The organism is Pseudomonas sp. AU12215 (assembly GCF_001675465.2).
GTDB classification, from domain to species: Bacteria; Pseudomonadota; Gammaproteobacteria; order Pseudomonadales; family Pseudomonadaceae; genus Pseudomonas; species Pseudomonas nitroreducens.
Genome location: NZ_MACM02000029.1, coordinates 109,018 through 130,400 on the forward strand (window position 1 = coordinate 109,018; position 21,383 = coordinate 130,400).

Here is a 21,383-nt window from a genome sequence, read left to right on the forward strand (position 1 = left end):
GCAGGCAAGGAAAAACGATGAACGCCAGCATCTTCTGGTACGACTACGAAACCACCGGCATCGACCCGCGCCGCGACCGTCCGCTGCAGGTGGCCGGCATTCGCACGGACGAGGACCTCAACGAGGTCGGTGAATCGCTGAACCTCTACTGCCGGCCCAGTGATGACATCCTCCCGCATCCGGCCGCCTGCCTGGTCACCGGTATCACCCCGGACCGCCTGGAGGAGCGCGGTCTGGGCGAAGCCGAATTCATGACCCGCCTGTACGCCGAACTGGCGCAGCCGGGCACCTGCGTGGCCGGCTACAACACCCTGCGTTTCGATGACGAGGTCACGCGCTACAGCCTGTACCGCAACTTCTTCGATCCCTACGCCCGCGAGTGGCAGGGTGGCAACAGCCGCTGGGACCTGATCGACATGGTGCGCACCGCCTACGCGCTGCGCCCGGAGGGCATCGTCTGGCCGCAACAGGATGGCGCCGTCAGCCTCAAGCTGGAACGCCTCACCGCGGCCAACGGGATCGACCATGGGCAGGCGCACGACGCGCTGTCCGACGTGCGCGCCACCATTGCCCTGGCCCGGCTGGTGCGCGACCGCCAGCCGAAACTCTATGACTACCTCTATCGCCTGCGCGGCAAGCAGGGCGTGCTGGATCAGGTTCGTGTGCTGCAACCGATGGTGCACATCTCCGGCATGTTCTCCGCGGCGCGGCACTACCTGTCCGTGGTGCTGCCGTTGGGATGGCATCCACGCAACCGCAACGCGCTGATCGTCTGCGACCTGGGCGTGGATGTTTCGCCGTTGCTGGAGCTCGATGCGGAAACGTTGCGCAAGCGCCTCTATACGCGCCGTGATGAGTTGGCCGAAGGCGAGTTGCCGGTGCCGCTGAAACTGCTGCACATCAACCGCTGCCCGGTGGTGGCGCCGTTGTCCGTGCTGCGCCCGCAGGATCGCGAGCGCATCGGCGTGGATCTCGATGCCTGCCTGGCCGCTGGGCAAACCCTGACCCAGGCGAAAGCGATCTGGCAGGACAAACTGGCGCCCTTGTATGCCGAGGAAAGTTTCGCCGGCAGCGAAGATCCCGAGCAGCAGTTGTATGACGGCTTTATTGGTGACCGTGATCGCCGATTGTGCGAACAGGTGCGTCAGGCTGATCCCGCGCGGCTGGCGAAAGAACAATGGCCATTCGATGATGCGCGACTTCCCGAACTTCTCTTCCGTTATCGGGCACGCAATTTCCCGGAAACTTTGAGCGCCACACAACAGCAACAATGGCAGGACTTCTGCCGCGCGCGCCTGAGTCAGGCCGAATACGGCGCACCGAATACTCTGGATAACTTTGCCGCGGCAATGAGCGAACAGCTGGTCAATGCCACGCCGGCCGGCCGTTTGGTGCTGGAAGAGTGGGAGAAGTATGCGCAGGTGTTGCGCGCGCGCTATCGCCTGTAGCGCCGCGCACTTTTCGGCAGGCAATAAAAAACGCCAGCGCGAAGCTGGCGTTTTTCATCTCCGCAAGGCTCAGCCCAGCAGTGTGGCCCAGCCTTCCACGGCTTCGGCGCCCCACTTGGCTTTCCATTCCTTGAGGGTCTTGTGGTTGCCGCCCTTGGTCTCGATGACTTCACCGGTGTGCGGGTTCTTGTATTGCTTGACCTTGCGCGCGCGCTTGGCGACGGTGGCTTTTGCGGTGCGCGGCGATTTGCTCAGCTTCGCGTCCGGATCGAGCAGGGCGATGACGTCACGCAGGGACTTGCCATAGCTGGCCATCAGCGCGCGAAGTTTCTCTTCGAACTCAAGCTCTTTCTTCAGCTTGTCGTCCTGCTCCAGGGATTTCAGGCGCTCCTGAAGTTCCTTGATGGCTTCTTCGGTAGCGCGGTACTCGTTGATCAGCGACATGTTGGGTACCTTGTTCTGGGTCCAGCGGTGGCGGATAGTTTGTAGCAGACATAATAGTCAGCGAAGTTGTTCAAGTAAATGCTTGTGGAAAGTTTTGTCGTTAATTGTCGACTTATTTAACTAATTTATTCTCTGGTAATTAATCGATGCACTCGCAATGCACCGAACTGGCTCTCGTCGGCGCACTGCGGCAATGGCTGATCTTTTCCCCGGCAGCCGCTAGAATGGCGGCCTTCGCGATGTATCTGGAGTACACCCATGCGCACTTTCCGACTGGTGATCGCCTGCCCCGACGGGGTCGGCATCGTCGCCAAGGTGAGTAATTTCCTGGCCACTTACAACGGCTGGATCACCGAGGCCAGTCACCATTCCGACAACGACAACGGCTGGTTCTTCATGCGGCATGAGATTCGTGCCGACTCCCTGCCGTTCGATATCGACGGTTTCCGCCAGGCCTTCGCCCCCATCGCCCGCGAGTTCTCCATGGAGTGGCGGATCACCGACTCCTCGGTGAAGAAGCGCGTCGTGCTGATGGCCAGCCGCGAATCGCATTGCCTGGCCGACCTGCTGCACCGCTGGCACAGCGGCGAGCTGGACTGCGAGATTCCCTGCGTGATCGCCAACCACGATGACCTGCGCAGCATGGTGGAATGGCATGGCATTCCTTACTTCCACGTCCCGGTGGACCCGAAGAACAAGCAGCCGGCCTTCGAGCAGGTCTCGCGCCTGATCGACGAACACCAGGCCGATAACGTGGTGCTGGCGCGCTACATGCAGATCCTGCCGCCGGACCTGTGCCAGAAGTACCGCCACCAGGTGATCAACATCCACCACAGCTTCCTGCCGTCCTTCGTCGGCGCCAAGCCGTACCACCAGGCCTCGCTGCGCGGCGTTAAGCTGATCGGCGCGACCTGCCACTACGTCACCGAGGAACTGGACGCCGGCCCGATCATCGAGCAGGACGTGGTGCGCATCAGCCACCGCGACAACATCGAGGACCTGGTGCGCCTGGGCAAGGACGTCGAGAAGCTGGTGCTGGCCCGCGGCCTGCGCTACCACCTGGAAGACCGCGTACTGGTGCACGACAACAAGACCGTGGTGTTCGACTGATCCACGCGGTCTCGTTCCAGACTGGGTACTCCGCATGCGCTCGCCGTCCACCGACGGCGGGCGCTGCGCCCAACGGAGACGCCGCCATGAGCGACCCGAAGAACCCCGGCACCGCCACCCCACCGCCCACCCTGGGCGAAGGCTGCACCAGCCGCTACGATCCCGACGCGCTGAGCGAAGAGGACGGCACCGAGTTTCCCGGCGCCGCCGAGCTCTGGGATTCGCTCAAGCCTGAGCAGAAGCAAGACAAGCCCGCCAGCGGCTGAGCTTCAGGCGCGTTCGCGCATCCCTATCAGCTTGCGCAGCAGTGGACGCCCCGCCATGAGGGCGAACACCGGCGCGCCCATCACCAGGTAGAAGTAGTAGGTCACCACGCGCCAGATCAGGATGGCCGCGGCCGCCGTGGATTTGCCCACCAGCGGGGCGAGCAGCGCGGCGCTGGTCAGCTCGGTACCACCCGCGCCACCGGGCAGCAGCGTGGCCAGGCCCGCCGCCAGCGACAGCAGCTGGATCAGGAAGGCCCAGGCCCAGTGCAGGTCCACGCCCAGCGCCTTGAGGGTGATGTAGAGCACCGAGAAGCGCAGGATCCAGTGGCAGCAGGTGAAGAAGAAGATCAGTGCTAGCCGGCGCTTGGGTTGGCGCAGGCAGCTGACCAGGGTGTCGCGGAAGTGCAGCGCCTTGCGCGCCCAGTGCAGGCGTGTGCGCGGCTTCATTCCCAGGCGCTGGAACAGCCGGCCGTTGGCCTTGATCACCCGGCGCTGGAAACGCGCCAGCAGTACCACGCCGAAGAAGATTCCGCCCAGCAGCACGCCGCTGGTGATCAGCGAGGTTTCCAGGTTCGGGCTGACGCTGTGGGACAGCGCCCAGACCAGCACCGCCGCCAGCGCGCAGAGGAAGAACAGCAGGTCGCTCAACTGGTCCACGGCGAAGATCGCGCTGCTGTGGGCCGGGCGCATACCGTGGCGCGCGAGTAATGCCATCAGCGTCAGCGGGCCGCCGGTGCCGCCGGGGGTCGCATAGAAAGCGAACTCCGAGGCCATGATGATGCCCACCGAGCGCACCTTGCCGATCTCCCCCGCACGGCCATTGAGCAGCACGCGCAGCTTCTGCGCGTTGATCAGCCAGCACAGGCAGATCATGCCGAACATGATCAGCAGCTTGTCGAGAGGGAAGGCGAGGACGTGATCGAGCATTTCCCGGCCGCCGAGGGCGAGCGGGATCAGCGAGGCGCCGATCAGGCCGAGCAGCAGCCACCAGGCACGGCTCACGGGCGCACCTTCGGCGGCGGGAGGGGCAGGAGCGAGGCGGAGCGGATAACCAGAGGCTCCTGTCGGAATCGAACTGTCATGCTGAATGGACCGTCAACGGCATGCTGCGTTCGCCGAACTTTACCTGGGCAAGGCGCCGCGCTCAGTCGGCGCCCTTACCAATCACTCGGCGGATTTTCCGTCGTCGGCGCCTTGTTCCAGCGCCTTGTTCTCCCAGCCTTCTTCGCCCGGCAGGATCAGGTTCAGGAGGATCGCGACGATGGCGCACAGAGCGATGCCCTTCAGGCCGAAGTCGTCCGGACCGGTGCCGGTGCCGATCAGCACGCCGCCGATGCCGAACACCAGGGTGACCGAGACGATGCACAGGTTGCGCGCCTGGGACAGGTCGACCTTGTGGCGGATCAGGGTGTTCATGCCCACCGAGGCGATGGTGCCGAACAGCAGGCAGAGAATGCCGCCCATCACCGGTACCGGGATGCTCTGCAGGATGGCGCCGAACTTGCCGATAAAGGCCAGACCGATGGCGAATACCGCCGCCCAGGTCATGATCTTCGGGTTGTAGTTCTTGGTCAGCATCACCGCGCCGGTCACTTCCGCGTAGGTGGTGTTAGGCGGACCGCCAAACAGGCCGGCGGTGGAGGTGGCGATGCCGTCGCCCAGCAGGGTGCGGTGCAGGCCCGGGGTCTTGAGGTAGTTCTTGCCGGTCACGCCGCCCACGGCGATGACGCCGCCGATGTGTTCGATGGCCGGGGCCAGCGCCACCGGAACGATGAACAGGATGGCCTGCCAGTTGAATTCCGGTGCGGTGAACTTCGGCAGTTCCAGCCAGGGTGCGGCGACGATCTTCGCCACGTCGACCACGCCGAAGGCGAAGGACAGGCCATAGCCCACCAGCACGCCGGCGATGATCGGCACCAGGCGCAGCATGCCCTTGCCGAACACCGCGACGATCAGGGTGGTCAGCAGCGCCGGCATGGAGATGAACATGGCGGTCTTGTAGGGGATCAGCTCGGTGCCGTCACCGGCCTTGCCCATGGCCATGTTGGCGGCGATGGGAGCCATGGCCAGGCCGATGGAGATGATCACCGGGCCGATGACCACCGGCGGCAGCAGGCGGTCGATGAATCCAGTGCCTTTGACCTTCACCGCCAGGCCCAGGAAGGTGTAGACGAAGCCTGCCGCCACCACGCCGCCCATGGTCGCGGCCAGGCCGAACTGGCCCTTGGCGAGGATGATCGGGGTGATGAAGGCGAAGCTCGACGCCAGGAACACCGGCACCTGACGACCGGTGACGATCTGGAACATCAGGGTGCCGAAGCCGGCGGTGAACAGCGCGACGTTCGGGTCGAGCCCGGTAATCAGCGGCATCAGCACCAGCGCGCCGAAGGCCACGAAGAGCATCTGCGCGCCAGAGATGATCTGGCGCCACAGCGGTTCGTTGAATTCATCGGCCATGAATCAGGTTTCCTTCTGCTTGGTGCCGAAGATCTTGTCACCGGCATCGCCCAGGCCCGGCATGATGTAGCCGTTCTCGTTCAGGCACTGGTCGATGGAGGCGGTGTAGATGAGCACGTCCGGATGCGCATCGTTGACTGCCTTGATCCCTTCCGGCGCGGCGACCAGCACCATGGCGCGGATGTCCTTGCTGCCGGCTTTCTTGAGCAGGTTGATGGTGGCAACCATGGAGCCGCCGGTGGCCAGCATCGGGTCGATGATCAGCGAACGGCGCTCGGCGATGTCCGGCGCGAGCTTTTCCAGGTAGGTGTGCGCTTCGAGGGTTTCCTCGTTGCGCGCCACGCCTACGGCGCTGACCTTGGCGCCCGGAATCAGGGTGAGCACGCCGTCGAGCATGCCGATGCCGGCGCGCAGGATCGGCACCACGGTGATCTTCTTGCCGGCGATCTTCTCGACCAGCACCGGGCCGGCCCAGCCTTCGATCTCGTAGTTCTCCAGCGGCAGGTCCTTGGTCGCCTCGTAGGTCAGCAGGGCGCCCACTTCCTGGGCCAGCTCGCGGAAATTCTTGGTACTGATATCGTGACGGCGCATCAGTCCGATCTTGTGGCGGATCAGGGGATGGCGAATCTCGAGTACGGGCATGGACGGGTTCTCCGGACGGGCTGGCAAAAAAATTGCGGTAGCGTAATGCATCCTAGCTACCTTGGGCCACGATTGTCGGCGACATTCGTCCGCTGACCCTTGCTCCGTGGCACGCCGATAGGTACCTTTGCGCACTTTTTCACGGGAGAACCCCCATGTCCGTCGATCTCGCGCACATCCGCCAAGTCATGGCCGAAGCCGACTGCCTGTACACCAACGCCGAGGTAGAGGCCGCCATCGCCCGTGTGGCCGAGGCCATCAACGGCTCGCTGGCCGACACCAACCCGGTGGTGTTCTGCGTGATGAACGGCGGCCTGATCTTCTCCGGCAAGCTGCTCCCGCTGCTGAATTTCCCGCTGGAAGCCTCCTACCTGCATGCGACCCGTTACCGCAACGAGACCACCGGTGGCGAGCTGTTCTGGAAGGCCAAGCCGGAAATTTCCTTCATCGACCGCGAAGTGCTGATCATCGACGACATCCTCGACGAAGGGCACACCCTCTCGGCGATCATGGACTTCTGCAAGCACGCCGGCGCCAAGCGCGTGCACACCGCCGTGCTGATCGACAAGGACCACGACCGCAAGGCCCGCCCGGACCTGAAGGCCGACTACGTGGGCCTGTCCTGCATCGACCGCTACATCTTCGGCTACGGCATGGACTACAAGGGCTACTGGCGCAACGCCGCCGGCATCTTCGCCGTCAAGGGCCTCTGACGATGAGCGGGCCGCGTTTCCTCGACAGCGCGCTGTTCGAAGAGGTTGCGGCCCGTGCCGCCGCCAGCCCCCGGCGCCGGCAGAACCACAACTTCCATGAGCAGACCGAGCCCTGTCACCGTCTGCTCAATGCGCTGCAGCCCGACAGCTACATCCCGCCGCATTGCCATCGCCACCCGGACAAGGCCGAAAGCCTGCTGGTGGTGAAGGGCGCGCTGGGCCTGCTGATCTTCTCCGACTCCGGTGAGCTAGTGACCACTCGCGAACTGCGCGCGGGCGGCGAGTGCGTCGGCGCAGACCTGCCGCCGGGCACCTTCCACGCCATCGTCGCGCTGGAGCCGGACAGCATCATGTTCGAAGCCAAGGCTGGCCCCTTCGTGCCGCTGGGCGAGGACGAGCGCGGGCAGTGGGCGCCGCGCGAGGGCGAGGCGGGCGCGACTGAATACCTGACGTGGATGCGTTCTCAATTCCCACTCTGAATTGCGTTCCTGCGCAAGGGCATGCATCGAGCGGTATCGATGTATGCATGGGTAAGCGCTCATTTTTGCTAATGCATGCTCCGCCTATCCTGCGACCCTCACAAGACAACCGCCCGAGGTTCGCATGTCCCGTCTCCTTTATATCGATGGCCAATGGCAGGCCGCCGACAGCGGCGCCGTCCTGCGCCCGATCGCTCCCGCTACCCGTGAAGCGCTGCCGGAAGTTGCCTGCGCCGGTGTGTCCGACGTAGAGCGCGCCGTCGCTGCCGCCAAGCGCGCCTTCGCCGACTGGAAGCTGACCAGCGCCGCCCAGCGCGCCGGTTACCTGCGAGCTTTCGCCGAGCAGCTCGAAGCCCGCAGCGAAGCGCTGATCACCCTGCAGATGCAGGCCAGCGGCAAGCCGCGCCTGGAAGCGGAAATCGATATCGGTGACGCCATCGCGACCTTCGCCTACTACGCCGAGCTGGCCGAGCAACTGGATGCCCGGCAGAACGCCGAGGTGGCCCTGCCCGACGCCGGCTACCGCTCGCAGACCCGTTTCGAGCCCATCGGCGTGGTCGGCCTGATCGTACCGTGGAACTTCCCGCTGGTGACCAGCGCCTGGAAGGTCGCGCCGGCCCTGGCGGCGGGCTGCACCGTGGTACTCAAGCCCTCGGAAATCACCCCGCTGATCGAACTGATACTGGGCGAGATCGCCGAGGCCATCGGCCTGCCGGCCGGCGTGCTGAACCTGGTGCCGGGCCTGGCCGACGCCGGCGCTGCGCTGTGCAGCCATCCGGGCATCGCCAAGCTGTCCTTCACCGGCAGCAATGTCGTTGGCCGCAAGGTCATGGAAGCGGCCGCCGCGCGCACGCTGCCGGTGGGCCTGGAGCTGGGCGGCAAGTCGCCGATCCTGGTGTTCGAGGACTGCGACCTGGACGAAGCCGTGCAGTGGATCATCGCCGGCGTCTACTGGAACGCGGGGCAGATGTGCTCCGCCACCTCGCGCCTGCTGGTGCAGGAGTCCATCGCCGCACCGCTGCTGGCGAAGCTGAAGGTCGCGGTGGAAGGCCTGCGCGTTGGCGACTCGTTGCTGGGCGAGACCGACATGGGGCCGATGACCAGCCAAGCGCAGTACCGCAAGGTGCTCGACTACTTCGCCGTGGCCCGCGACGAAGGCCTGGCCTGCCTGACCGGTGGCGAAGCAGCCGAGGGCTGGTTCATCCAGCCGACCGTGTACACCGACGTGCCGGCGGACAGCCGCCTGTGGCGTGAGGAAATCTTCGGCCCGGTGCTGTGCGTACGTACCTTCAGCGATGAAGCCGATGCCCTGCGTCAGGCCAACGACAGCGATTTCGCCCTGGCCGCCACCGTGTGCAGCGCCGACCTCGAGCGTGCCCAGCGTGTCGCCGAGAACCTGGAGGCCGGCAACGTCTGGCTGAACTCGCCGCAAGTCGTCTTCCCGCAGACTTCCTGGGGCGGCGGCAAGCGCAGCGGCATCGGTCGCGAGCTGGGACCGTGGGGCCTGTCGGCATTCTTCGATATCAAGCACATCACCGCGCCGCGCTGATCGGCGTCACCCCGTGCTCCAGGCGCAGGTCTTCGACCAGCGCCTGGAGCGCTTCGTTGTGCCCCGGCTCGTCGCGCACCACCAGGCTGTGGGTGATGCCGTAGCCGAGGCTGTCCGGCAGCAACGCGCGCATCTCACCCTGTTCGACCCAGCGCTCGGCGTAGTGCGTCGGCAGGTAGCCCAGGTGGGTGCCGGCGCGCACCGCGTGCAGCACCGCTTCCATGTGCTGGGCGAAGGCCGTGCTGCGCTGTGGGTCGGCGGGAAGTTGCACGTCCGCCACCGCATAGCCGTGCTGGATCCAGTTGCAGGTTTCCAGTTCGGCGGCGTCGCGCACGTCCTTGTCGAACAGCGGATGCTCGCGCCCGCAGAACACCGCCACGCGCTCGTGGTAAAGCGGCTCATAGCGCAGGTTCGGCAGGCGCCGGCTGAAGCAGGCGATGGCCAGGTGCAGGCGACCGCTGAGTACCAGGCGCTCCAGTTCGCTGGATGATTCGATGAGGAAGTGCAGGCGCACGTCCTGGTCGCGGCGGTTGAAACGCGCCAGGGTCTGGTGGATGCGTGCGTCGGGCAGCGTGGCGATATTGTCGGCCAGGCCCAGGTGCAACTCGCCGACCAGGCGCCCGGCCAGTGACTGTACCTGATCACGGAAGTCCCCCAGCGCAGCGAACAGGTTCTGCGCGTAATCCAGCACCCGCTCGCCTTTCTCGGTCAGGCGGAAGCCGCTCTTGCCACGTTCGCACAGGCGGTAGCCCAGGCGCGTCTCCAGGCTGGCGATGTGCGTGCTGATGGTCGACTGGCCCATGCCCAGTTCGCCCTGCGCGGCAGAGAAGCCGCCGCAGCGCACCACACAGGCGAAGATGCGCAGCAGGCGCAGGTCGAGGTCGGAGACGTTGTGCAGCATGGCGGTTTCGATCGGAGGCCGGCGATGTATTGAGTTGGTAACTTCGAAGACTATCAATGTATCGGCGGGCTTGCCATGCGTGCCTGTCGTCCTGCTCGACGTGCGTGCTAGAGTGCCCGGCACTGTCCCGCGGAGGTGATGATGTCCGTTCGCATGCCGGGCGCCGTGCTGGCGCTGCTGTTCTGCATTCCCCTCGGCTTTGCTGATGCCGCCATCGCTGCGCCGATGCACGGCCAGTTCCTGCCGCCGGACGATGCCGGCCTGCGCCAGGGCGAGCCGGAGCAGCAGCAACTGCTGCAGGTCACCGAATACAGCGTGGTGCTGGGCAACCAGCGCCAGTCCAACCAGCAGCCGATCCCGATTACCACGCCGTCGCTGCTGCGCCTCAAGGGCAAGCCGCTGAACAAGGGCGCGCAGATCAGCCAGGTGGTGATCAGCTTCGACGCCGAGGGCAAGAGCCTGAAGAAGCCGGCCTACGACGAAAAGACCCGCGTGCTCAGCCTGTATTACCCGCAGGCGGCTTATCCACAGCTGCTCGATCTGCTGCGCAACGGCACCGTCTACGTGCAGTTCCTCACCTACGGCAACGGCCATATCTGGGCCGACCTGCATACCGGCGCGGTGCGTGCGCGTTGAGCCGCGCCCGGCGCGGGGGTAAACTGCCCGACCCGTGGTGCCCGGCCAGCCGTTGCCGGCCGCGATCCCCGAGACAGCCGTAGAGAGAAGCGAGCGATGCGTAAAGACAAGAAGCAGGTGATTGGCGAAGAGATCGACGACGCCGAGATCAAGCTGTTCCTCGACGTGGAACCGGCCGACGACACCCCGGCGTCCCTGCACAAGCTGGTCAAGGCCTACCGCGGCCTGCGCATCGACGACTTCGAGCGCTTCGTCGGCTTCTTCGTCGAAGCTGGGTACGACCTGTCCGCCAAGGATGCCCAGGGCAAGGATTTCGTCGCCCTGATCCAGGACCAGCGCCAGGCCGAGCCCTATATCGAAGTGATCAAGTCCGCTCGCGGCTGATTGCATCGATGCGCTGAAAAGCCCGCCTTGTGCGGGCTTTTTTGTTCGGGCGGCTCGCGAGCCAGCTCGCGAAAATAGCCCGCGGCGAGGCTTTTGAGGCCGCTCGTGGCACCGCTCCAAAATCCCCGCCTAGACTTCTCGGAAGAACGATAACGACAAGGCGAGGACGAAGCCGTGCAAGTACAGCCCTATCTGTTTTTCCATGGTCGCGCCGATGAGGCCATTGCCTTCTACCAGCATGCGGTAGGTGCTCAGCTCGGCGCGCTGATGCGCTTCGAAGAGGCCCCGGGACCGTCGCCGGTGCCCGATGGCTGGCTGGACAAGGTGATGCACGCCAGCCTGCAGATCGGCGAGACGGAGGTTTTCCTGTCTGATGGTCGCGGCGAGCACAACGCCAATTTCAACGGCTTCTCCCTGCACCTGACGCTGCGCAGCGTGGTGGCCGCGGAGCAGGCGTTTGCCGCCCTGGCGGAGGAGGGGCGGGTGGAGATGCCGCTGGAAAAGACCTTCTGGGCGCAGCGCTTCGGCATGCTCACCGACCGTTTCGGCGTCGGCTGGATGGTCAGTTGCCACTGATTCGCCCGAAACGAAAAAGCCCGCCGGATGGCGGGCTTTTTCATGAGTGCAGCACTCAGGACGCGGCGACGATCTGCAGGCGGTCGGCGGTCATCTGGTTGACTTCGCGGTACACCGCGGCGTCGGTTTCCAGCTGCTTCTCGCGGGCCGGGAAGATCTCCTTGAGCTTCGCGGTCCACTCGGCCGACTGGTAGCGCTCGGGGAAGCAGCGCTCCAGCAGGCCCAGCATGATCGACACGGTGACCGAGGCGCCCGGCGAGGCGCCGAGCAGAGCGGCGATGCTGCCGTCCTGGGCTGCCACCAGTTCGGTACCGAACTGCAGGATGCCGCCCTTCTTCGGATCCTTCTTGATGATCTGCACGCGCTGGCCGGCGGTTTCGAGGCGCCAGTCGGCCGGGTTCAGCTGCGGGTAGAACTTGCGCAGGGCTTCGATGCGCTGGTCCATGGACTGCATGACTTCCTTCACCAGGTAGCGGGTGAGGTCCATGTTGTCGCGGGCCACGGCGAGCATGGGCAGCAGGTTGCTGGTGCGCACCGAGAGCGGCAGGTCGAGGAACGAGCCATGACGCAGGAACTTGGTGGAGAAACCGGCATAGGGGCCGAACAGCAGGGAAGTCTTGCCCTCGACCACGCGGGTGTCCAGGTGCGGCACGGACATCGGCGGGGCGCCGACTTCGGCCTGGCTGTAGACCTTGGCCTGGTGCTGCTTGACCACCTCGGGGTTGTCGCAGCGCAGCCACTGGCCGCTCACCGGGAAGCCGCCGAAGCCCTTGCTTTCCGGGATGCCGGACATCTGCAGCAGCGGCAGCGCGCCGCCGCCGGCACCGAGGAAGACGAACTTCGCTCTGACCTTGCGGGCGTCGCCGGTCTGGGTGTTCTTGATGTCCACCAGCCAGCCGTCGCCGCTGCGTTCAAGGCCGACCACTTTCTGGAAGTAGCGGACTTCGCTGCCTTCGCGGCTGGACAGGTAGCCCAGCAACTGGTTGGTCAGGGCGCCGAAGTTGACGTCGGTACCGCTTTCCACGCGGGTCATCGCGACCTGCTCGTCAGCCGGACGGCCGGGCATGGTCAGCGGGGCCCATTCGGCGATCTTCGCGCGGTCCTCGGTGTACTCCATCGAGGCGAAGGCATGGTGCTGGCTGAGCAGTTCATGACGCTTCTTCAGGAAAGGAATGTCCTTGCCACGCACGAAGCTCATGTGCGGAACGGGGTTGATGAAGTTGCGCGGCGCGCCGAAGGCGTCCTTCCCGGTCAGATAGGCCCAGAACTGTTTGGACACTTCGAACTGGGCGTTGATGTTCACCGCCTTCTTGATGTCGATCGAGCCGTCGGCGGCCTGCGGGGTGTAGTTCAGCTCGCAGAGGCCGGCGTGACCGGTGCCGGCGTTGTTCCATGGGTTGGAACTCTCGATGGCTCCGGATTCCTGCAGTTCGACGATCTCCAGCTTCACGCCCGGATCGACTTCCTTGAGCAGGACAGCCAGGGTTGCGCTCATGATGCCGGCGCCGACCAGCAGCACGTCCATCGATTCGATTTCGTTCTGCGCCATTAACGCGTCTCCAAAACTATCAGCAGCCAGTTGTGACAGCGGGCTTGCACTCAATGGCAAAGCCGCATGTCCGAATTCTTCCCAGGTCACGAGGGACCTTTCGCGAATGTGTCGGGCCGGGATCGGAGGAGGGGAAATGCGCACCTTCTCGGCAGTCCACGGCGGACGAACTCATCCGCAAGTGCATCCGAAAGTGGCGCTCAGGCGCGGCTTCCGGTGCCGAAAAAGCGATTCAGTGCTGCGGGGTCAGACGTCAATGGTGCTACCAACGCAAAACTCTTCATTGCTCGCCACACTCTCGTGAAGTAGTGAAAAACCTTCGATCACGCTCTTTTGGAGGCGTGAAGCTCAAAGGGGATCGTCGTCGCGGGCCGGTCCGGTCTCCGTGCGGAGTGGGCGGCTGCATCCTTGCCAAGTTCTGCGCAACGAACGTACAAAGCGCGACGGCCAGTGACCGAGGCGAGTGGCGACTCTCTTTGAGGGGTGGCAGAGGCGAGACACGGTGTGTCGGCATCGTGCGGGGCCCGACCAGGAGGCGTCCTTATAATCGGGGGGCGATTATAACGGCGAAACACAAAAAAAAGCTCTGCACCTTAGACTTTTTTCCTAGTCTGCACCCCTTGATTTGCCAATTGTGCCCCGTCCCGGTGCGTCTCGCCTCCGGGTGGGTCAAGGCGGCCGATCGACGCGCGCACGGGAACCCTGAGAACGGGTTCTGCGTCCAATGGCCAAGCGCTATCTGACCGCGCTGCCCGCCGGTATACTGCCGGCCATCGCTTACCCCATGGAGAGATGAGCATGCTGCCTCGCCTGTTGCTCGGCTTTATCGCTGCCGCCAGCCTGACCTTGACCGGCTGCGCGCTCAGCCCGCAACAACTCAACCCGACTCCCGAATTCAAGGGGCCGGTCGCCGCGGTTGGCCAGGGCCAGCCGGTAGTGGTACGTGTCGTCGACGGTCGTCCCAGCACCGCGCTGGGCACCCGTGGCGGCCTGTATTCGGAAACCAGCCAACTGACCGTGCGCAGCGAGGACGTGATCCCCAAGCTGCAGCTGCAGGCTGAGACCGCTGTGCGCCTGCTGGGCTTCACCCCGTCGGCCAACGCCTACAACGCACCGCAACTGACCCTGACCCTGGCCGAACTGAAGTACCAGTCGCCCAAGGAAGGCATGTACGTCACCGAGGCGGACATCGGCGCCACCTTCCGTGCCGACGTGCAGAGCGGCACCCGTCGCTACAGCGGTCGTTATGGTGCCTCGACCAACCAGCGCTTCGGCATGGCGCCCAACGAGGCGACCAACACCAAGCTCGTTAGCGAAGTGCTCAGCGACGCGCTGACCCGGGTGTTCAAAGACCCGACCATCGGCCAGACGCTGAACCAGCGCTGATCGAGGCGGCAATGAAAAAGCCCGGCATCTGCCGGGCTTTTTCGTGGGCGGCCGATCGAAGGATCAGGCGGCCTGGTGGTACGGGTCGACCTCGACAAGGCGCACGCGCTCGTCGGCTTCCGGCAGGTCCAGGTGCTCGTGGCCACAGGCCTGGGTGTAGACCAGCCAATGGTCATCCTGGACATTGAACGAGAGTTCGGTGACGACGGCTTCGATTTCTTCCAGGTGTTCCATCAGATAGGCGTTTTCGTGGGGGACGATTTCGAGCATGGCGAATCTCCTTGGCGAAAGACTTCGATTGGCAGATTTCGTGAAAGCCAGCAGCGTGCCAAAGCGCGGTAGAGGTCTTAGACCATTTCTCGATAACCTTTACGCTCGTCGTAAATAAGCGTAACGCGCTGGCTGCGAGGCAGGGCCAGCGGATAAAATGCGCGACCATTGTTTCTCATCCATGACGGGCCAAGCCCGTTCGTCCAGACTGACCCCCGCTTTGCTTCGAAGTCGATGGCGTGCAGTTCTGAAGCGGAGGTTGTGATGTCGCTGCAGGCGCTCTGGAGTCTTTTCCAGGCCCATCCCGGTCGTATCGTGAACGACCTGGCCCTGTTCTTCGCCCTGGCCGGAGGCTGGTTGCTGCTGGCCACCCGCCGCCGTGAACGCCTCGCCCTGGCTCGCCTGGCTGCCGAAAGCGAGATCGCACCGGTCCCCCTGGACAGCGTCCAGCCGACCGTGCGGATGAATCGCTTCTTCTACCGTTTCGGCTTTGCCTGCATGACGCTGGCGCTGGCCGTGAGCTGGTACAGCACGCAGCTGGGCCAGTAGCGAGTGGAAGCAAAAAGGCGCCCGAGGGCGCCTTTTTTCATACCTGCGGCTTGAGCCGGTACTGGTTCAACACCGGATTGGCGTATTGCAGGATCAGGTGGCCGCGCTGCTCCACGGGGCATTCGCTCACGCGACGCTCCCATTCGGTGCGCGCACGCTGCAGTTCCTCGGCCTTGAACAGGGTTTCGGCGCGGGGCACGTTCAGCGCTGCGTCGCGCAGGTCGGAGGCCTCGTAGGCGAGGTAGTGCACCGGGAACAGCCGGTAGTTGCCGAGGATCTGCCGGTCCAGCTCGGCGGCGAGCTGCTTGGCGTCGGCGAAGTCACCGGTGATCTCCTCGCCGAAGTTGATGTGCACTCGGCCCTTGTAGCCGGTGATGCCCTGCACGATGCTGCGGTCGTCTTCGCCTGGCGCCTTCCTGTACTCGCCGGTGGTGGCGCGGGTATACAGTTCGCGGGCCTTGGCGGCGTCGCACGGGTCGTATTCGTAGCTGATGGACACCGGGATCAGGTGCAGCTCGCGGATCACTTCGGCGAACGGCTCGTCCTTGCGGCTCATGTGGAACATCTTGAGGATCGCCGAATCGGTGCGGTCATCGCCGTCCTTGGCGCGGCCCTCGGCCTGGGCGATCCAGATCGACTGGCCGTCGTTTCGGATCGAGTGATTGATGTAGGCCGAGAGGTTCTGGTACGCCGCCAGCTTCTCGCGGCGACCGCTGATCGAGCGGTGCACGATGAAGCTCTTGTTCAGGCGCATCAGGTCGCTGACGAAGGACTTCTGCAGCAGGTTGTCGCCGATGGCGATGCGTGGCGTTGGCAGCTTCGCGTGGTAGATCGCGTAGTTGCAGAAGGCCGGGTCCACCACAATGTCGCGGTGGTTGGCGATGAACAGGTAGGCACGGCCGGATTGCAGGCGCTCGACACCCGAATAGGTGACGCCGTCGGTGGCGTGCTCGATGGTCCGGTCGACGTAGGGCTCGACTTTGTGCTGCAGCTCGCTGACGCTGCGGATGCCGGTGACTTCGCGGGCCAGCCGATGGGCTATAAGAGGTCTGAGCAGCCAGCCGAACGGACCGGACAGACGCGGGAAACGGTAACGCGCCAGGGCGCCGAGAAAGGCGTCATCGCTCAGCAGGCGCTGCAGGACAGCCGGGACTTCGGCGTCGTTGTACGGTCGGATGGCTTCGAACTCGCCCATCATGCTCTCTAATGAATGCTCGGGGGTATCACGGGTCGGGCCGCGATGTAGACGGTCCGGAAGGGTATGCCGCCGACTCATCCGTCAGGCGGGCGCCCAAAAAGACCGCGCGATTATAAACGGAAGTCACGGGGGAACCAGCGATGCTCGAAAGTCAGGCCTATTCCTGCCCTTATTGCGGCGAGCCGGCCGAGGCCATGCTCGACCTCTCCGGGGGCGACCAGAGCTACTATGAAGATTGCCCGGTGTGTTGCCGGCCGATCCTGTTCCAGCTCCGCACCGATGGGGTGGAATGGTCCCTGGAAGTCCAGCGCGAGGACGATTGATGCAGCGAATCTACGCACCTGCCGACCTGATCGAAGCCGAACTGCTGGGGGGCATGCTGGCCAACGAGGGCATTTCGTCGCACCTGGGCGGGCGTCACCTGGTCGGCGGCATCGGCGAGCTGCCCGGCATGGGGCTGTTGCACCTCTGGGTCGAGGACGAGATGGCCGAGCAGGCGCGGGAGCTGATCGCCGCGTACAATGCCGCGCAACCCCTGCCGGGGCCCGCTGACGATCACGAAGGCGGCCCAGGCGTCCTGCTTTGCTGAATTCCGACAACGAGTCCCGATGACCAGCCGCTACGCCCTGTTCCGCTGGAACCGCGAACTGGCCGACAGCGCCGGCTTCCCCGCCGACCTGCGGCCGCAGTGGAGTCTCTCGCCCGGCGCGCGCGTGCTGATGCTGCGCGAGGAGAGCGGTACTCGCCATGCCGACCTTGCGCGCTGGGGCCTGACGCCCGCCTGGTTGAAGGACTTGTCGCGCACTCCCGCCCATGCCCGCGTCGAAACCATCGCCGAACAGCCGATGTTTCGCGACGCGTTTGCCCAGCGCCGCTGCCTGTTGCCGGCCAACGGCTTCTACGAGTGGCGCGGCGTGCGCAAGCGGCCGCACTGGGTTTCCGGCGGCGGGCTGATCTGCTTCGCGGGCGTGTGGGAGGCGTATCCGGTGGAGGGCCACACCTATTACAGCGTGGCGATGCTGACCCAGGAAGCGGGCGGCATGCGTCGGCCACTGGTTCTGGATGTCGCCGAGCAGGCGCAGTGGCTGTCGAACGAGACCGGGACGGCGCGGCTGATGGAGTTGCTCCTGCTGCCCCAGGCGCGGCTGCGCGAGCAGGCGCTGGCGAACTTCATCAACGACCCCACCTGCAATGGGCCGGAGTGCCTCACTCCCGCCTGACGACGTACCCTGCAGGATCAACAGCGCTCTCACCCTCTCCCGCAAGCGGGAAAGGGGACGCACTTGCACGGCCGTTCAGAAGAAGACAGTTGCGCCGACGGGATCAGCGCGCGGAGCTGGCTCTACACCTTGAACTGATTCACCAGCCTGCGCTGTTGCTCGGCCAGCTTGGTCAGTTCGGCGCTGGCCTGGGAGGCTTCGTCGGCGCCGCCGGCCACCTGGTTGGCGACCATGCCGATGTTGCTGACGTTGCGGTTGATGTCCTCGGCCACCGCGCTCTGCTCCTCGGCGGCGCTGGCGATCTGGGTGTTCATGTCGTTGATCACCGACACCGCCTGAGTGATCGACTCCAGCGCCTGAGCTGCTTCGCCGGCATGGCGCACGCTGTCCTCGGTCTTGTCCTGGCTCTGCTGCATCACCTGCACCACTTCGCGGGTGCCGTTCTGCAGTTGCTGGATCATCGACTGGATTTCCTCGGTGGCCTGCTGGGTCTTCTGCGCCAGGTTGCGCACTTCGTCGGCGACCACCGCGAAGCCGCGGCCCTGCTCACCGGCGCGGGCGGCCTCGATGGCCGCGTTGAGCGCCAGCAGGTTGGTCTGTTCGGCGATACCGCGGATGGCCACCAGGATGGCGTTGATGTTCTCGCTGTCGCGGGCCAGAGACTGCACCACGCCCACGGCGCGGCCGATTTCGCTGGCCAGCGCCTGGATCGCAGCCGAACTGCTTTCGACGATGCGCTTGCCGTGGTGCGCGGCCTGGTCGGCGTGGTTGGCCGCTTCTGCCGCGTGGGTGGCGTTGCGCGCCACATCTTGCGCGGTAGCGGTCATCTCATGGACGGCGGTGGCAACCAGTTCGATCTCCGCCAGTTGCTTCTGCACGCCCTGGTTGGTGCGGATGGCAATGTCGGCCGTGTGCTCGGAGGAGTCGCTGACGTGCTGCACCGAGGTCACCACCTGGCCGATCATGCCCTGCAGCTTGACCAGGAAGGTGTTGAAGCCCTTGGCGATGGAACCCAGTTCGTCGGCGCGGTCGCTGGTCAGGCGGCGTGTCAGGTCGCCTTCGCCCTGGGCGATGTCATCGAGCATGCCGACCAGCTGGCGCAGCGGGCGGGCGATGCCGTGGCCGACCAGCCAGATCACGGCCAGGCCGATGGCGGCGATCAGCAGGCCGACCAGGGTCATGCCCAGGGTGTCGCTGTCGCGCTGGGCTTTCAGGTCGCTCTGCAGCTGGTTCAGGTCACCCAGAACGGCTTCCTGCGGCAGCTGCAGCATCAGGGTCCAGCGCGCGCCGGAGTCGGCGATGGTGAAGGGCAGGAACAGCTCGATGTGACCGTGCTCCTTGTCCACCGAGGTCAGCGGCTGGTCGAGGGTGAGCTTGGCCAGGTTGGTCACTTCGTTGGCGTCCAGCACGCTGCTGGCGGATTCACCGAGCTTGGACGGGTCCTTGGTGTAGGCGACCAGGCGGCCGTTGGTGGAGATCAGCGCCATCTCGCCAGCGCCGTTGTAGAGCTGGCTGTCGGCGGTCTTGAGCAGGTCCTGGATGAAGTCCAGGGACAGGTCCACGCCGACGGTGCCCTTGAACTGGCCCTTGACCATGATCGGCGCGTTGAACGAGGACATCAGCACCATCTTGCCGCCCATCTCGTAAGGTGCCGGGTCGATGATGCAGGGTTTGTGCTTTTCCTTCGGGCACAGGTAGTACTCGCCTTCGCGCACGCCAGTGGGCTGCATCTTCTGGCTTTCCAGGGTGTCGCCCATGGCTTCGACGGTCAGGCTGCCGTCCTTGCGGTACCACCAGGGCATGAAGCGGCCGCTGGCGTCATAGCCGGGCAGGCCCGAGTACTGGCTGTCGTTGCCGGCGAAGGCGTCAGGCTCCCAGCCGGCGAAGGCGTCGAGCAGCTTGGGGTTGAGTTCGACGGTCTGGCGCAGCAGGTTGGACATGCCGGCGCGGCCGATACCCAGCAGCGGCTGACCGTTGGCGTCGGTCGCATCGATCAGGGCGTTGGTGTTGGCCAGGTCACGGGCGACGGTGAGCGGGTATTCCAGCTCGCGCTGGATCTGGGCGACCTGGCCGCGCGCCAGGGCCACCAGGCGTTCATTGATGACCTGTTCGAGCAGCGCCTGGGTACGATCCTGCACCAGCGCCTGGGTTCTTGACCCGGCGAAGAGCGCGTACAGGACCAGTGCGGCGACCACCGCCAGAACGCTGGCACCGGCCAGCGCAACCACGGAAAACTGGATCGACTTGAATTTCATACGGGTACCCGGAATTCGCCAGAAGCCTGCGTGTCTTTCTATATCGGCAGAACCCGCGAAAATCCTTAATCGGTCCTTGTAATGGGTTGTAACGCGGCTGTTCGCCGCTTGTCGCAGGATTGTCGGCGTCGACCGGGCGGTCTAGCAGGTGATGGCTCAATGCAATCATCTGTCCCGCGGTCGCCGGCGAGCACGTTGCGGCAGGTCTCAAATGTCCGTAACTCCCTGCTGTGCCAGCGTTTTTTGCGATAGTTGCCGGCCGCCGGGGCTGGGCCTACCATGCGCGCTGTCCTCGGGATAATGCATTGATTCAGGAGAGCATCATGCCCAGCGTCTTTCGTGTAGCCGGCCTTGCCGCCGCCCTGCTGCTGACCGCCTGCCAGCAGGTGAACACCACCAGCGGCGGCGTCGTCGGCGTGGATCGCAAGCAGACCATGTTCAGCATGCTGTCCAGCGCGCAGGTCGATCAGATGTATGCGCAGTCCTACCAGCAGACCCTCGGCGAGGCCTCCAAGGCCGGCAAGCTGGATGCCAGCAGCAGTGACGCCAAGCGCGTGAAGGCCATCGCCGCACGGCTGATTCCGCAGACCGGCGCCTTCCGTCCGGACGCGCCCTCGTGGAAGTGGGAAGTCAACGTGATCCAGAGTGATGAGCTCAACGCCAACTGCGGCCCCGGCGGCAAGATCATCGTCTACACCGGGCTGATCGATAAGCTTAAGTTGACTGACGACGAACTCGCTGCCGTCATGGGGCACGAGATCGCTCACGCGCTGCGCGAGCACGGTCGCGAGGCGATGTCCCGTGCCTATGCCGAGCAGGTTGGCCTGGGGCTGGGCGGCCAGTTGCTGGGCCTTGGCCAGACCAGTGTCGACCTGGCGCATCAGGTGGTGGAGTACAGCCTGACGTTGCCCAACAGCCGGCAGAACGAGAACGAAGCCGACCTGATCGGCCTGGAGTTGGCGGCACGAGCCGGCTATAACCCCAACGCCGCGATCACCTTGTGGCAGAAAATGGGCCAGGCTGGCGGCGACGCGCCACCGGAAATCCTCAGCACCCACCCGGCGGACAGCACGCGGATGGCCAACCTGCAGGCGGCTATCCCGAAAGTCATGCCGCTTTACGAGCAGTCCAAGACTCGCTGATTCCTCTTTGCCATCGGTCAGCGTATGGTTGCGCTGTTTTGCCCCGTGAACAGGGAGTATCCGTGAAAATCGCTGTACTCGGAGCCACCGGCCTCCTGGGCCACCATGCCGCCCGCGCGATCAAGGCGGCGGGCCATCAACTGGTGCTGATCCACCGACCCTCGTCGCAGATCCAGCGCCTGGCCTATCTGSMCAAGGCTCTTGCTTGG

The 21,383-nt window shown here is 64.8% G+C and carries 25 protein-coding genes; 16 read left to right on the forward strand and 9 right to left on the reverse strand.

Annotated features, from left to right (window positions below):
• The first annotated feature begins 17 nt into the window (after positions 1–17).
• The gene (gene sbcB / locus A9513_RS08345; RefSeq protein WP_065084459.1) at positions 18–1,448 is read left to right on the forward strand and encodes an exodeoxyribonuclease I; all 1,431 of its coding nucleotides are present in this window, start codon (positions 18–20) and stop codon (positions 1,446–1,448) included.
• A 69-nt stretch (positions 1,449–1,517) separates the two neighbouring features.
• On the opposite strand, the gene mvaT is transcribed toward sbcB, so the two are convergent.
• Positions 1,518–1,892, reverse strand: coding sequence for a histone-like nucleoid-structuring protein MvaT (gene mvaT, locus A9513_RS08350; RefSeq protein WP_024762638.1), 375 nt, complete (start codon positions 1,890–1,892; stop codon positions 1,518–1,520).
• 258 nt (positions 1,893–2,150) lie between these two features.
• Here mvaT and purU point away from each other — a divergent pair, with 258 nt between their 5' ends.
• Both purU and A9513_RS08360 read left to right on the forward strand, forming a co-directional pair.
• Complete coding sequence (gene purU / locus A9513_RS08355; RefSeq protein WP_017519713.1) at positions 2,151–3,002, forward strand: formyltetrahydrofolate deformylase; 852 nt, start codon at positions 2,151–2,153, stop codon at positions 3,000–3,002.
• A gap of 86 nt (positions 3,003–3,088) precedes the next feature.
• Complete coding sequence (locus A9513_RS08360) at positions 3,089–3,268, forward strand: hypothetical protein (RefSeq protein ID WP_024762639.1); 180 nt, start codon at positions 3,089–3,091, stop codon at positions 3,266–3,268.
• A gap of 3 nt (positions 3,269–3,271) precedes the next feature.
• Here A9513_RS08360 and A9513_RS08365 read toward each other — a convergent pair whose 3' ends face one another.
• From A9513_RS08365 to upp, 3 genes are all read right to left on the reverse strand, one after another.
• Positions 3,272–4,270: a lysylphosphatidylglycerol synthase transmembrane domain-containing protein gene (locus A9513_RS08365; protein WP_024762640.1), complete on the reverse strand. Its 999-nt coding sequence runs from the start codon at positions 4,268–4,270 to the stop codon at positions 3,272–3,274.
• A gap of 162 nt (positions 4,271–4,432) precedes the next feature.
• Entirely contained in the window at positions 4,433–5,725 is a 1,293-nt protein-coding gene (locus A9513_RS08370; RefSeq protein WP_024762641.1) for a uracil-xanthine permease family protein, read from the reverse strand.
• A gap of 3 nt (positions 5,726–5,728) precedes the next feature.
• Positions 5,729–6,367, reverse strand: a complete 639-nt coding sequence (upp, locus tag A9513_RS08375; protein ID WP_024762642.1) for a uracil phosphoribosyltransferase — start codon at positions 6,365–6,367, stop codon at positions 5,729–5,731.
• 155 nt (positions 6,368–6,522) lie between these two features.
• On the opposite strand from upp, the gene A9513_RS08380 reads away from it, so the two are divergent.
• From A9513_RS08380 to A9513_RS08390, 3 genes are all read left to right on the forward strand, one after another.
• Complete coding sequence (locus A9513_RS08380; protein ID WP_017519718.1) at positions 6,523–7,080, forward strand: hypoxanthine-guanine phosphoribosyltransferase; 558 nt, start codon at positions 6,523–6,525, stop codon at positions 7,078–7,080.
• 2 nt (positions 7,081–7,082) lie between these two features.
• Entirely contained in the window at positions 7,083–7,559 is a 477-nt protein-coding gene (locus A9513_RS08385; RefSeq protein WP_065084460.1) for a WbuC family cupin fold metalloprotein, read from the forward strand.
• Between the two features lie 124 nt (positions 7,560–7,683).
• Positions 7,684–9,108, forward strand: coding sequence for an aldehyde dehydrogenase family protein (locus A9513_RS08390; protein WP_065084461.1), 1,425 nt, complete (start codon positions 7,684–7,686; stop codon positions 9,106–9,108).
• Here A9513_RS08390 and A9513_RS08395 read toward each other — a convergent pair.
• On the reverse strand, positions 9,092–10,009 hold the full coding sequence (locus A9513_RS08395; RefSeq protein WP_065084462.1) for a LysR family transcriptional regulator: 918 nt from the start codon (positions 10,007–10,009) through the stop codon (positions 9,092–9,094). The two genes, A9513_RS08390 and A9513_RS08395, sit on opposite strands and share 17 nt — an antisense overlap.
• A 141-nt stretch (positions 10,010–10,150) precedes the next feature.
• Between A9513_RS08395 and A9513_RS08400 the strand changes: the two genes are divergently transcribed.
• From A9513_RS08400 to A9513_RS08410, 3 genes are all read left to right on the forward strand, one after another.
• A complete protein-coding gene (locus A9513_RS08400) occupies positions 10,151–10,645 on the forward strand; it encodes a hypothetical protein (protein WP_065084463.1) in 495 nt (164 codons plus the stop codon).
• Between the two features lie 96 nt (positions 10,646–10,741).
• The gene (locus tag A9513_RS08405; RefSeq protein ID WP_024762646.1) at positions 10,742–11,029 is read left to right on the forward strand and encodes a PA4642 family protein; all 288 of its coding nucleotides are present in this window, start codon (positions 10,742–10,744) and stop codon (positions 11,027–11,029) included.
• Between the two features lie 174 nt (positions 11,030–11,203).
• The gene (locus A9513_RS08410; RefSeq protein ID WP_065084464.1) at positions 11,204–11,605 is read left to right on the forward strand and encodes a VOC family protein; all 402 of its coding nucleotides are present in this window, start codon (positions 11,204–11,206) and stop codon (positions 11,603–11,605) included.
• 55 nt (positions 11,606–11,660) lie between these two features.
• Here A9513_RS08410 and mqo read toward each other — a convergent pair whose 3' ends face one another.
• Complete coding sequence (gene mqo / locus A9513_RS08415) at positions 11,661–13,154, reverse strand: malate dehydrogenase (quinone) (RefSeq protein WP_024762648.1); 1,494 nt, start codon at positions 13,152–13,154, stop codon at positions 11,661–11,663.
• Positions 13,155–13,952: 798 nt separating this feature from the next.
• On the opposite strand from mqo, the gene A9513_RS08420 reads away from it, so the two are divergent.
• Complete coding sequence (locus A9513_RS08420; protein WP_024762649.1) at positions 13,953–14,540, forward strand: YajG family lipoprotein; 588 nt, start codon at positions 13,953–13,955, stop codon at positions 14,538–14,540.
• Positions 14,541–14,603: 63 nt separating this feature from the next.
• On the opposite strand, the gene A9513_RS08425 is transcribed toward A9513_RS08420, so the two are convergent.
• Entirely contained in the window at positions 14,604–14,810 is a 207-nt protein-coding gene (locus tag A9513_RS08425; RefSeq protein ID WP_024762650.1) for a hypothetical protein, read from the reverse strand.
• A gap of 264 nt (positions 14,811–15,074) precedes the next feature.
• On the opposite strand from A9513_RS08425, the gene A9513_RS08430 reads away from it, so the two are divergent.
• Positions 15,075–15,359, forward strand: coding sequence for a hypothetical protein (locus tag A9513_RS08430; RefSeq protein WP_024762651.1), 285 nt, complete (start codon positions 15,075–15,077; stop codon positions 15,357–15,359).
• 37 nt (positions 15,360–15,396) lie between these two features.
• On the opposite strand, the gene A9513_RS08435 is transcribed toward A9513_RS08430, so the two are convergent.
• Positions 15,397–16,557: a 1-acyl-sn-glycerol-3-phosphate acyltransferase gene (locus A9513_RS08435; RefSeq protein WP_141678354.1), complete on the reverse strand. Its 1,161-nt coding sequence runs from the start codon at positions 16,555–16,557 to the stop codon at positions 15,397–15,399.
• A 140-nt stretch (positions 16,558–16,697) separates the two neighbouring features.
• Between A9513_RS08435 and A9513_RS08440 the strand changes: the two genes are divergently transcribed.
• The 3 genes from A9513_RS08440 to A9513_RS08450 are packed head-to-tail and all read left to right on the forward strand — an operon-like array spanning position 16,698 to position 17,777.
• Positions 16,698–16,880: a CPXCG motif-containing cysteine-rich protein gene (locus tag A9513_RS08440; RefSeq protein WP_065084466.1), complete on the forward strand. Its 183-nt coding sequence runs from the start codon at positions 16,698–16,700 to the stop codon at positions 16,878–16,880.
• The gene (locus A9513_RS08445) at positions 16,880–17,146 is read left to right on the forward strand and encodes a putative signal transducing protein (protein WP_024762654.1); all 267 of its coding nucleotides are present in this window, start codon (positions 16,880–16,882) and stop codon (positions 17,144–17,146) included. Before A9513_RS08440 ends, A9513_RS08445 begins: the two co-directional genes overlap by 1 nt.
• 19 nt (positions 17,147–17,165) lie before the next feature.
• Positions 17,166–17,777, forward strand: coding sequence for an SOS response-associated peptidase (locus tag A9513_RS08450; protein ID WP_065084467.1), 612 nt, complete (start codon positions 17,166–17,168; stop codon positions 17,775–17,777).
• Between the two features lie 122 nt (positions 17,778–17,899).
• Here A9513_RS08450 and A9513_RS08455 read toward each other — a convergent pair whose 3' ends face one another.
• Positions 17,900–20,032: a methyl-accepting chemotaxis protein gene (locus A9513_RS08455; RefSeq protein ID WP_024762656.1), complete on the reverse strand. Its 2,133-nt coding sequence runs from the start codon at positions 20,030–20,032 to the stop codon at positions 17,900–17,902.
• Between the two features lie 323 nt (positions 20,033–20,355).
• Between A9513_RS08455 and A9513_RS08460 the strand changes: the two genes are divergently transcribed.
• Both A9513_RS08460 and A9513_RS36440 read left to right on the forward strand, forming a co-directional pair.
• Positions 20,356–21,174, forward strand: a complete 819-nt coding sequence (locus tag A9513_RS08460) for a M48 family metallopeptidase (protein ID WP_024762657.1) — start codon at positions 20,356–20,358, stop codon at positions 21,172–21,174.
• A 38-nt stretch (positions 21,175–21,212) separates the two neighbouring features.
• Positions 21,213–21,383: NAD-dependent epimerase/dehydratase family protein (locus tag A9513_RS36440; protein ID WP_369690181.1), on the forward strand; the 171-nt coding region annotated here is incomplete at its 3' end.

Excerpts from the sequence above, each read along its gene's own strand:
- A9513_RS08420 (WP_024762649.1), top strand. The coding sequence starts at position 13,953 with ATGCTGCCTCGCCTGTTGCTCGGCTTTATCGCTGCCGCCAGCCTGACC.
- A9513_RS08440 (WP_065084466.1), top strand. The coding sequence starts at position 16,698 with ATGCTCGAAAGTCAGGCCTATTCCTGCCCTTATTGCGGCGAGCCGGCC.
- sbcB (WP_065084459.1), top strand. The coding sequence starts at position 18 with ATGAACGCCAGCATCTTCTGGTACGACTACGAAACCACCGGCATCGAC.
- A9513_RS08425 (WP_024762650.1), bottom strand. The coding sequence starts at position 14,810 with ATGCTCGAAATCGTCCCCCACGAAAACGCCTATCTGATGGAACACCTG.
- A9513_RS08460 (WP_024762657.1), top strand. The coding sequence starts at position 20,356 with ATGCCCAGCGTCTTTCGTGTAGCCGGCCTTGCCGCCGCCCTGCTGCTG.
- purU (WP_017519713.1), top strand. The coding sequence starts at position 2,151 with ATGCGCACTTTCCGACTGGTGATCGCCTGCCCCGACGGGGTCGGCATC.
- A9513_RS08380 (WP_017519718.1), top strand. The coding sequence starts at position 6,523 with ATGTCCGTCGATCTCGCGCACATCCGCCAAGTCATGGCCGAAGCCGAC.
- A9513_RS08370 (WP_024762641.1), bottom strand. The coding sequence starts at position 5,725 with ATGGCCGATGAATTCAACGAACCGCTGTGGCGCCAGATCATCTCTGGC.
- A9513_RS08385 (WP_065084460.1), top strand. The coding sequence starts at position 7,083 with ATGAGCGGGCCGCGTTTCCTCGACAGCGCGCTGTTCGAAGAGGTTGCG.
- mqo (WP_024762648.1), bottom strand. The coding sequence starts at position 13,154 with ATGGCGCAGAACGAAATCGAATCGATGGACGTGCTGCTGGTCGGCGCC.
- A9513_RS08455 (WP_024762656.1), bottom strand. The coding sequence starts at position 20,032 with ATGAAATTCAAGTCGATCCAGTTTTCCGTGGTTGCGCTGGCCGGTGCC.
- A9513_RS08430 (WP_024762651.1), top strand. The coding sequence starts at position 15,075 with ATGTCGCTGCAGGCGCTCTGGAGTCTTTTCCAGGCCCATCCCGGTCGT.
- A9513_RS08390 (WP_065084461.1), top strand. The coding sequence starts at position 7,684 with ATGTCCCGTCTCCTTTATATCGATGGCCAATGGCAGGCCGCCGACAGC.
- A9513_RS08395 (WP_065084462.1), bottom strand. The coding sequence starts at position 10,009 with ATGCTGCACAACGTCTCCGACCTCGACCTGCGCCTGCTGCGCATCTTC.
- mvaT (WP_024762638.1), bottom strand. The coding sequence starts at position 1,892 with ATGTCGCTGATCAACGAGTACCGCGCTACCGAAGAAGCCATCAAGGAA.
- A9513_RS08435 (WP_141678354.1), bottom strand. The coding sequence starts at position 16,557 with ATGATGGGCGAGTTCGAAGCCATCCGACCGTACAACGACGCCGAAGTC.
- A9513_RS08405 (WP_024762646.1), top strand. The coding sequence starts at position 10,742 with ATGCGTAAAGACAAGAAGCAGGTGATTGGCGAAGAGATCGACGACGCC.
- A9513_RS08360 (WP_024762639.1), top strand. The coding sequence starts at position 3,089 with ATGAGCGACCCGAAGAACCCCGGCACCGCCACCCCACCGCCCACCCTG.
- A9513_RS08400 (WP_065084463.1), top strand. The coding sequence starts at position 10,151 with ATGTCCGTTCGCATGCCGGGCGCCGTGCTGGCGCTGCTGTTCTGCATT.
- A9513_RS08445 (WP_024762654.1), top strand. The coding sequence starts at position 16,880 with ATGCAGCGAATCTACGCACCTGCCGACCTGATCGAAGCCGAACTGCTG.
- upp (WP_024762642.1), bottom strand. The coding sequence starts at position 6,367 with ATGCCCGTACTCGAGATTCGCCATCCCCTGATCCGCCACAAGATCGGA.
- A9513_RS08450 (WP_065084467.1), top strand. The coding sequence starts at position 17,166 with ATGACCAGCCGCTACGCCCTGTTCCGCTGGAACCGCGAACTGGCCGAC.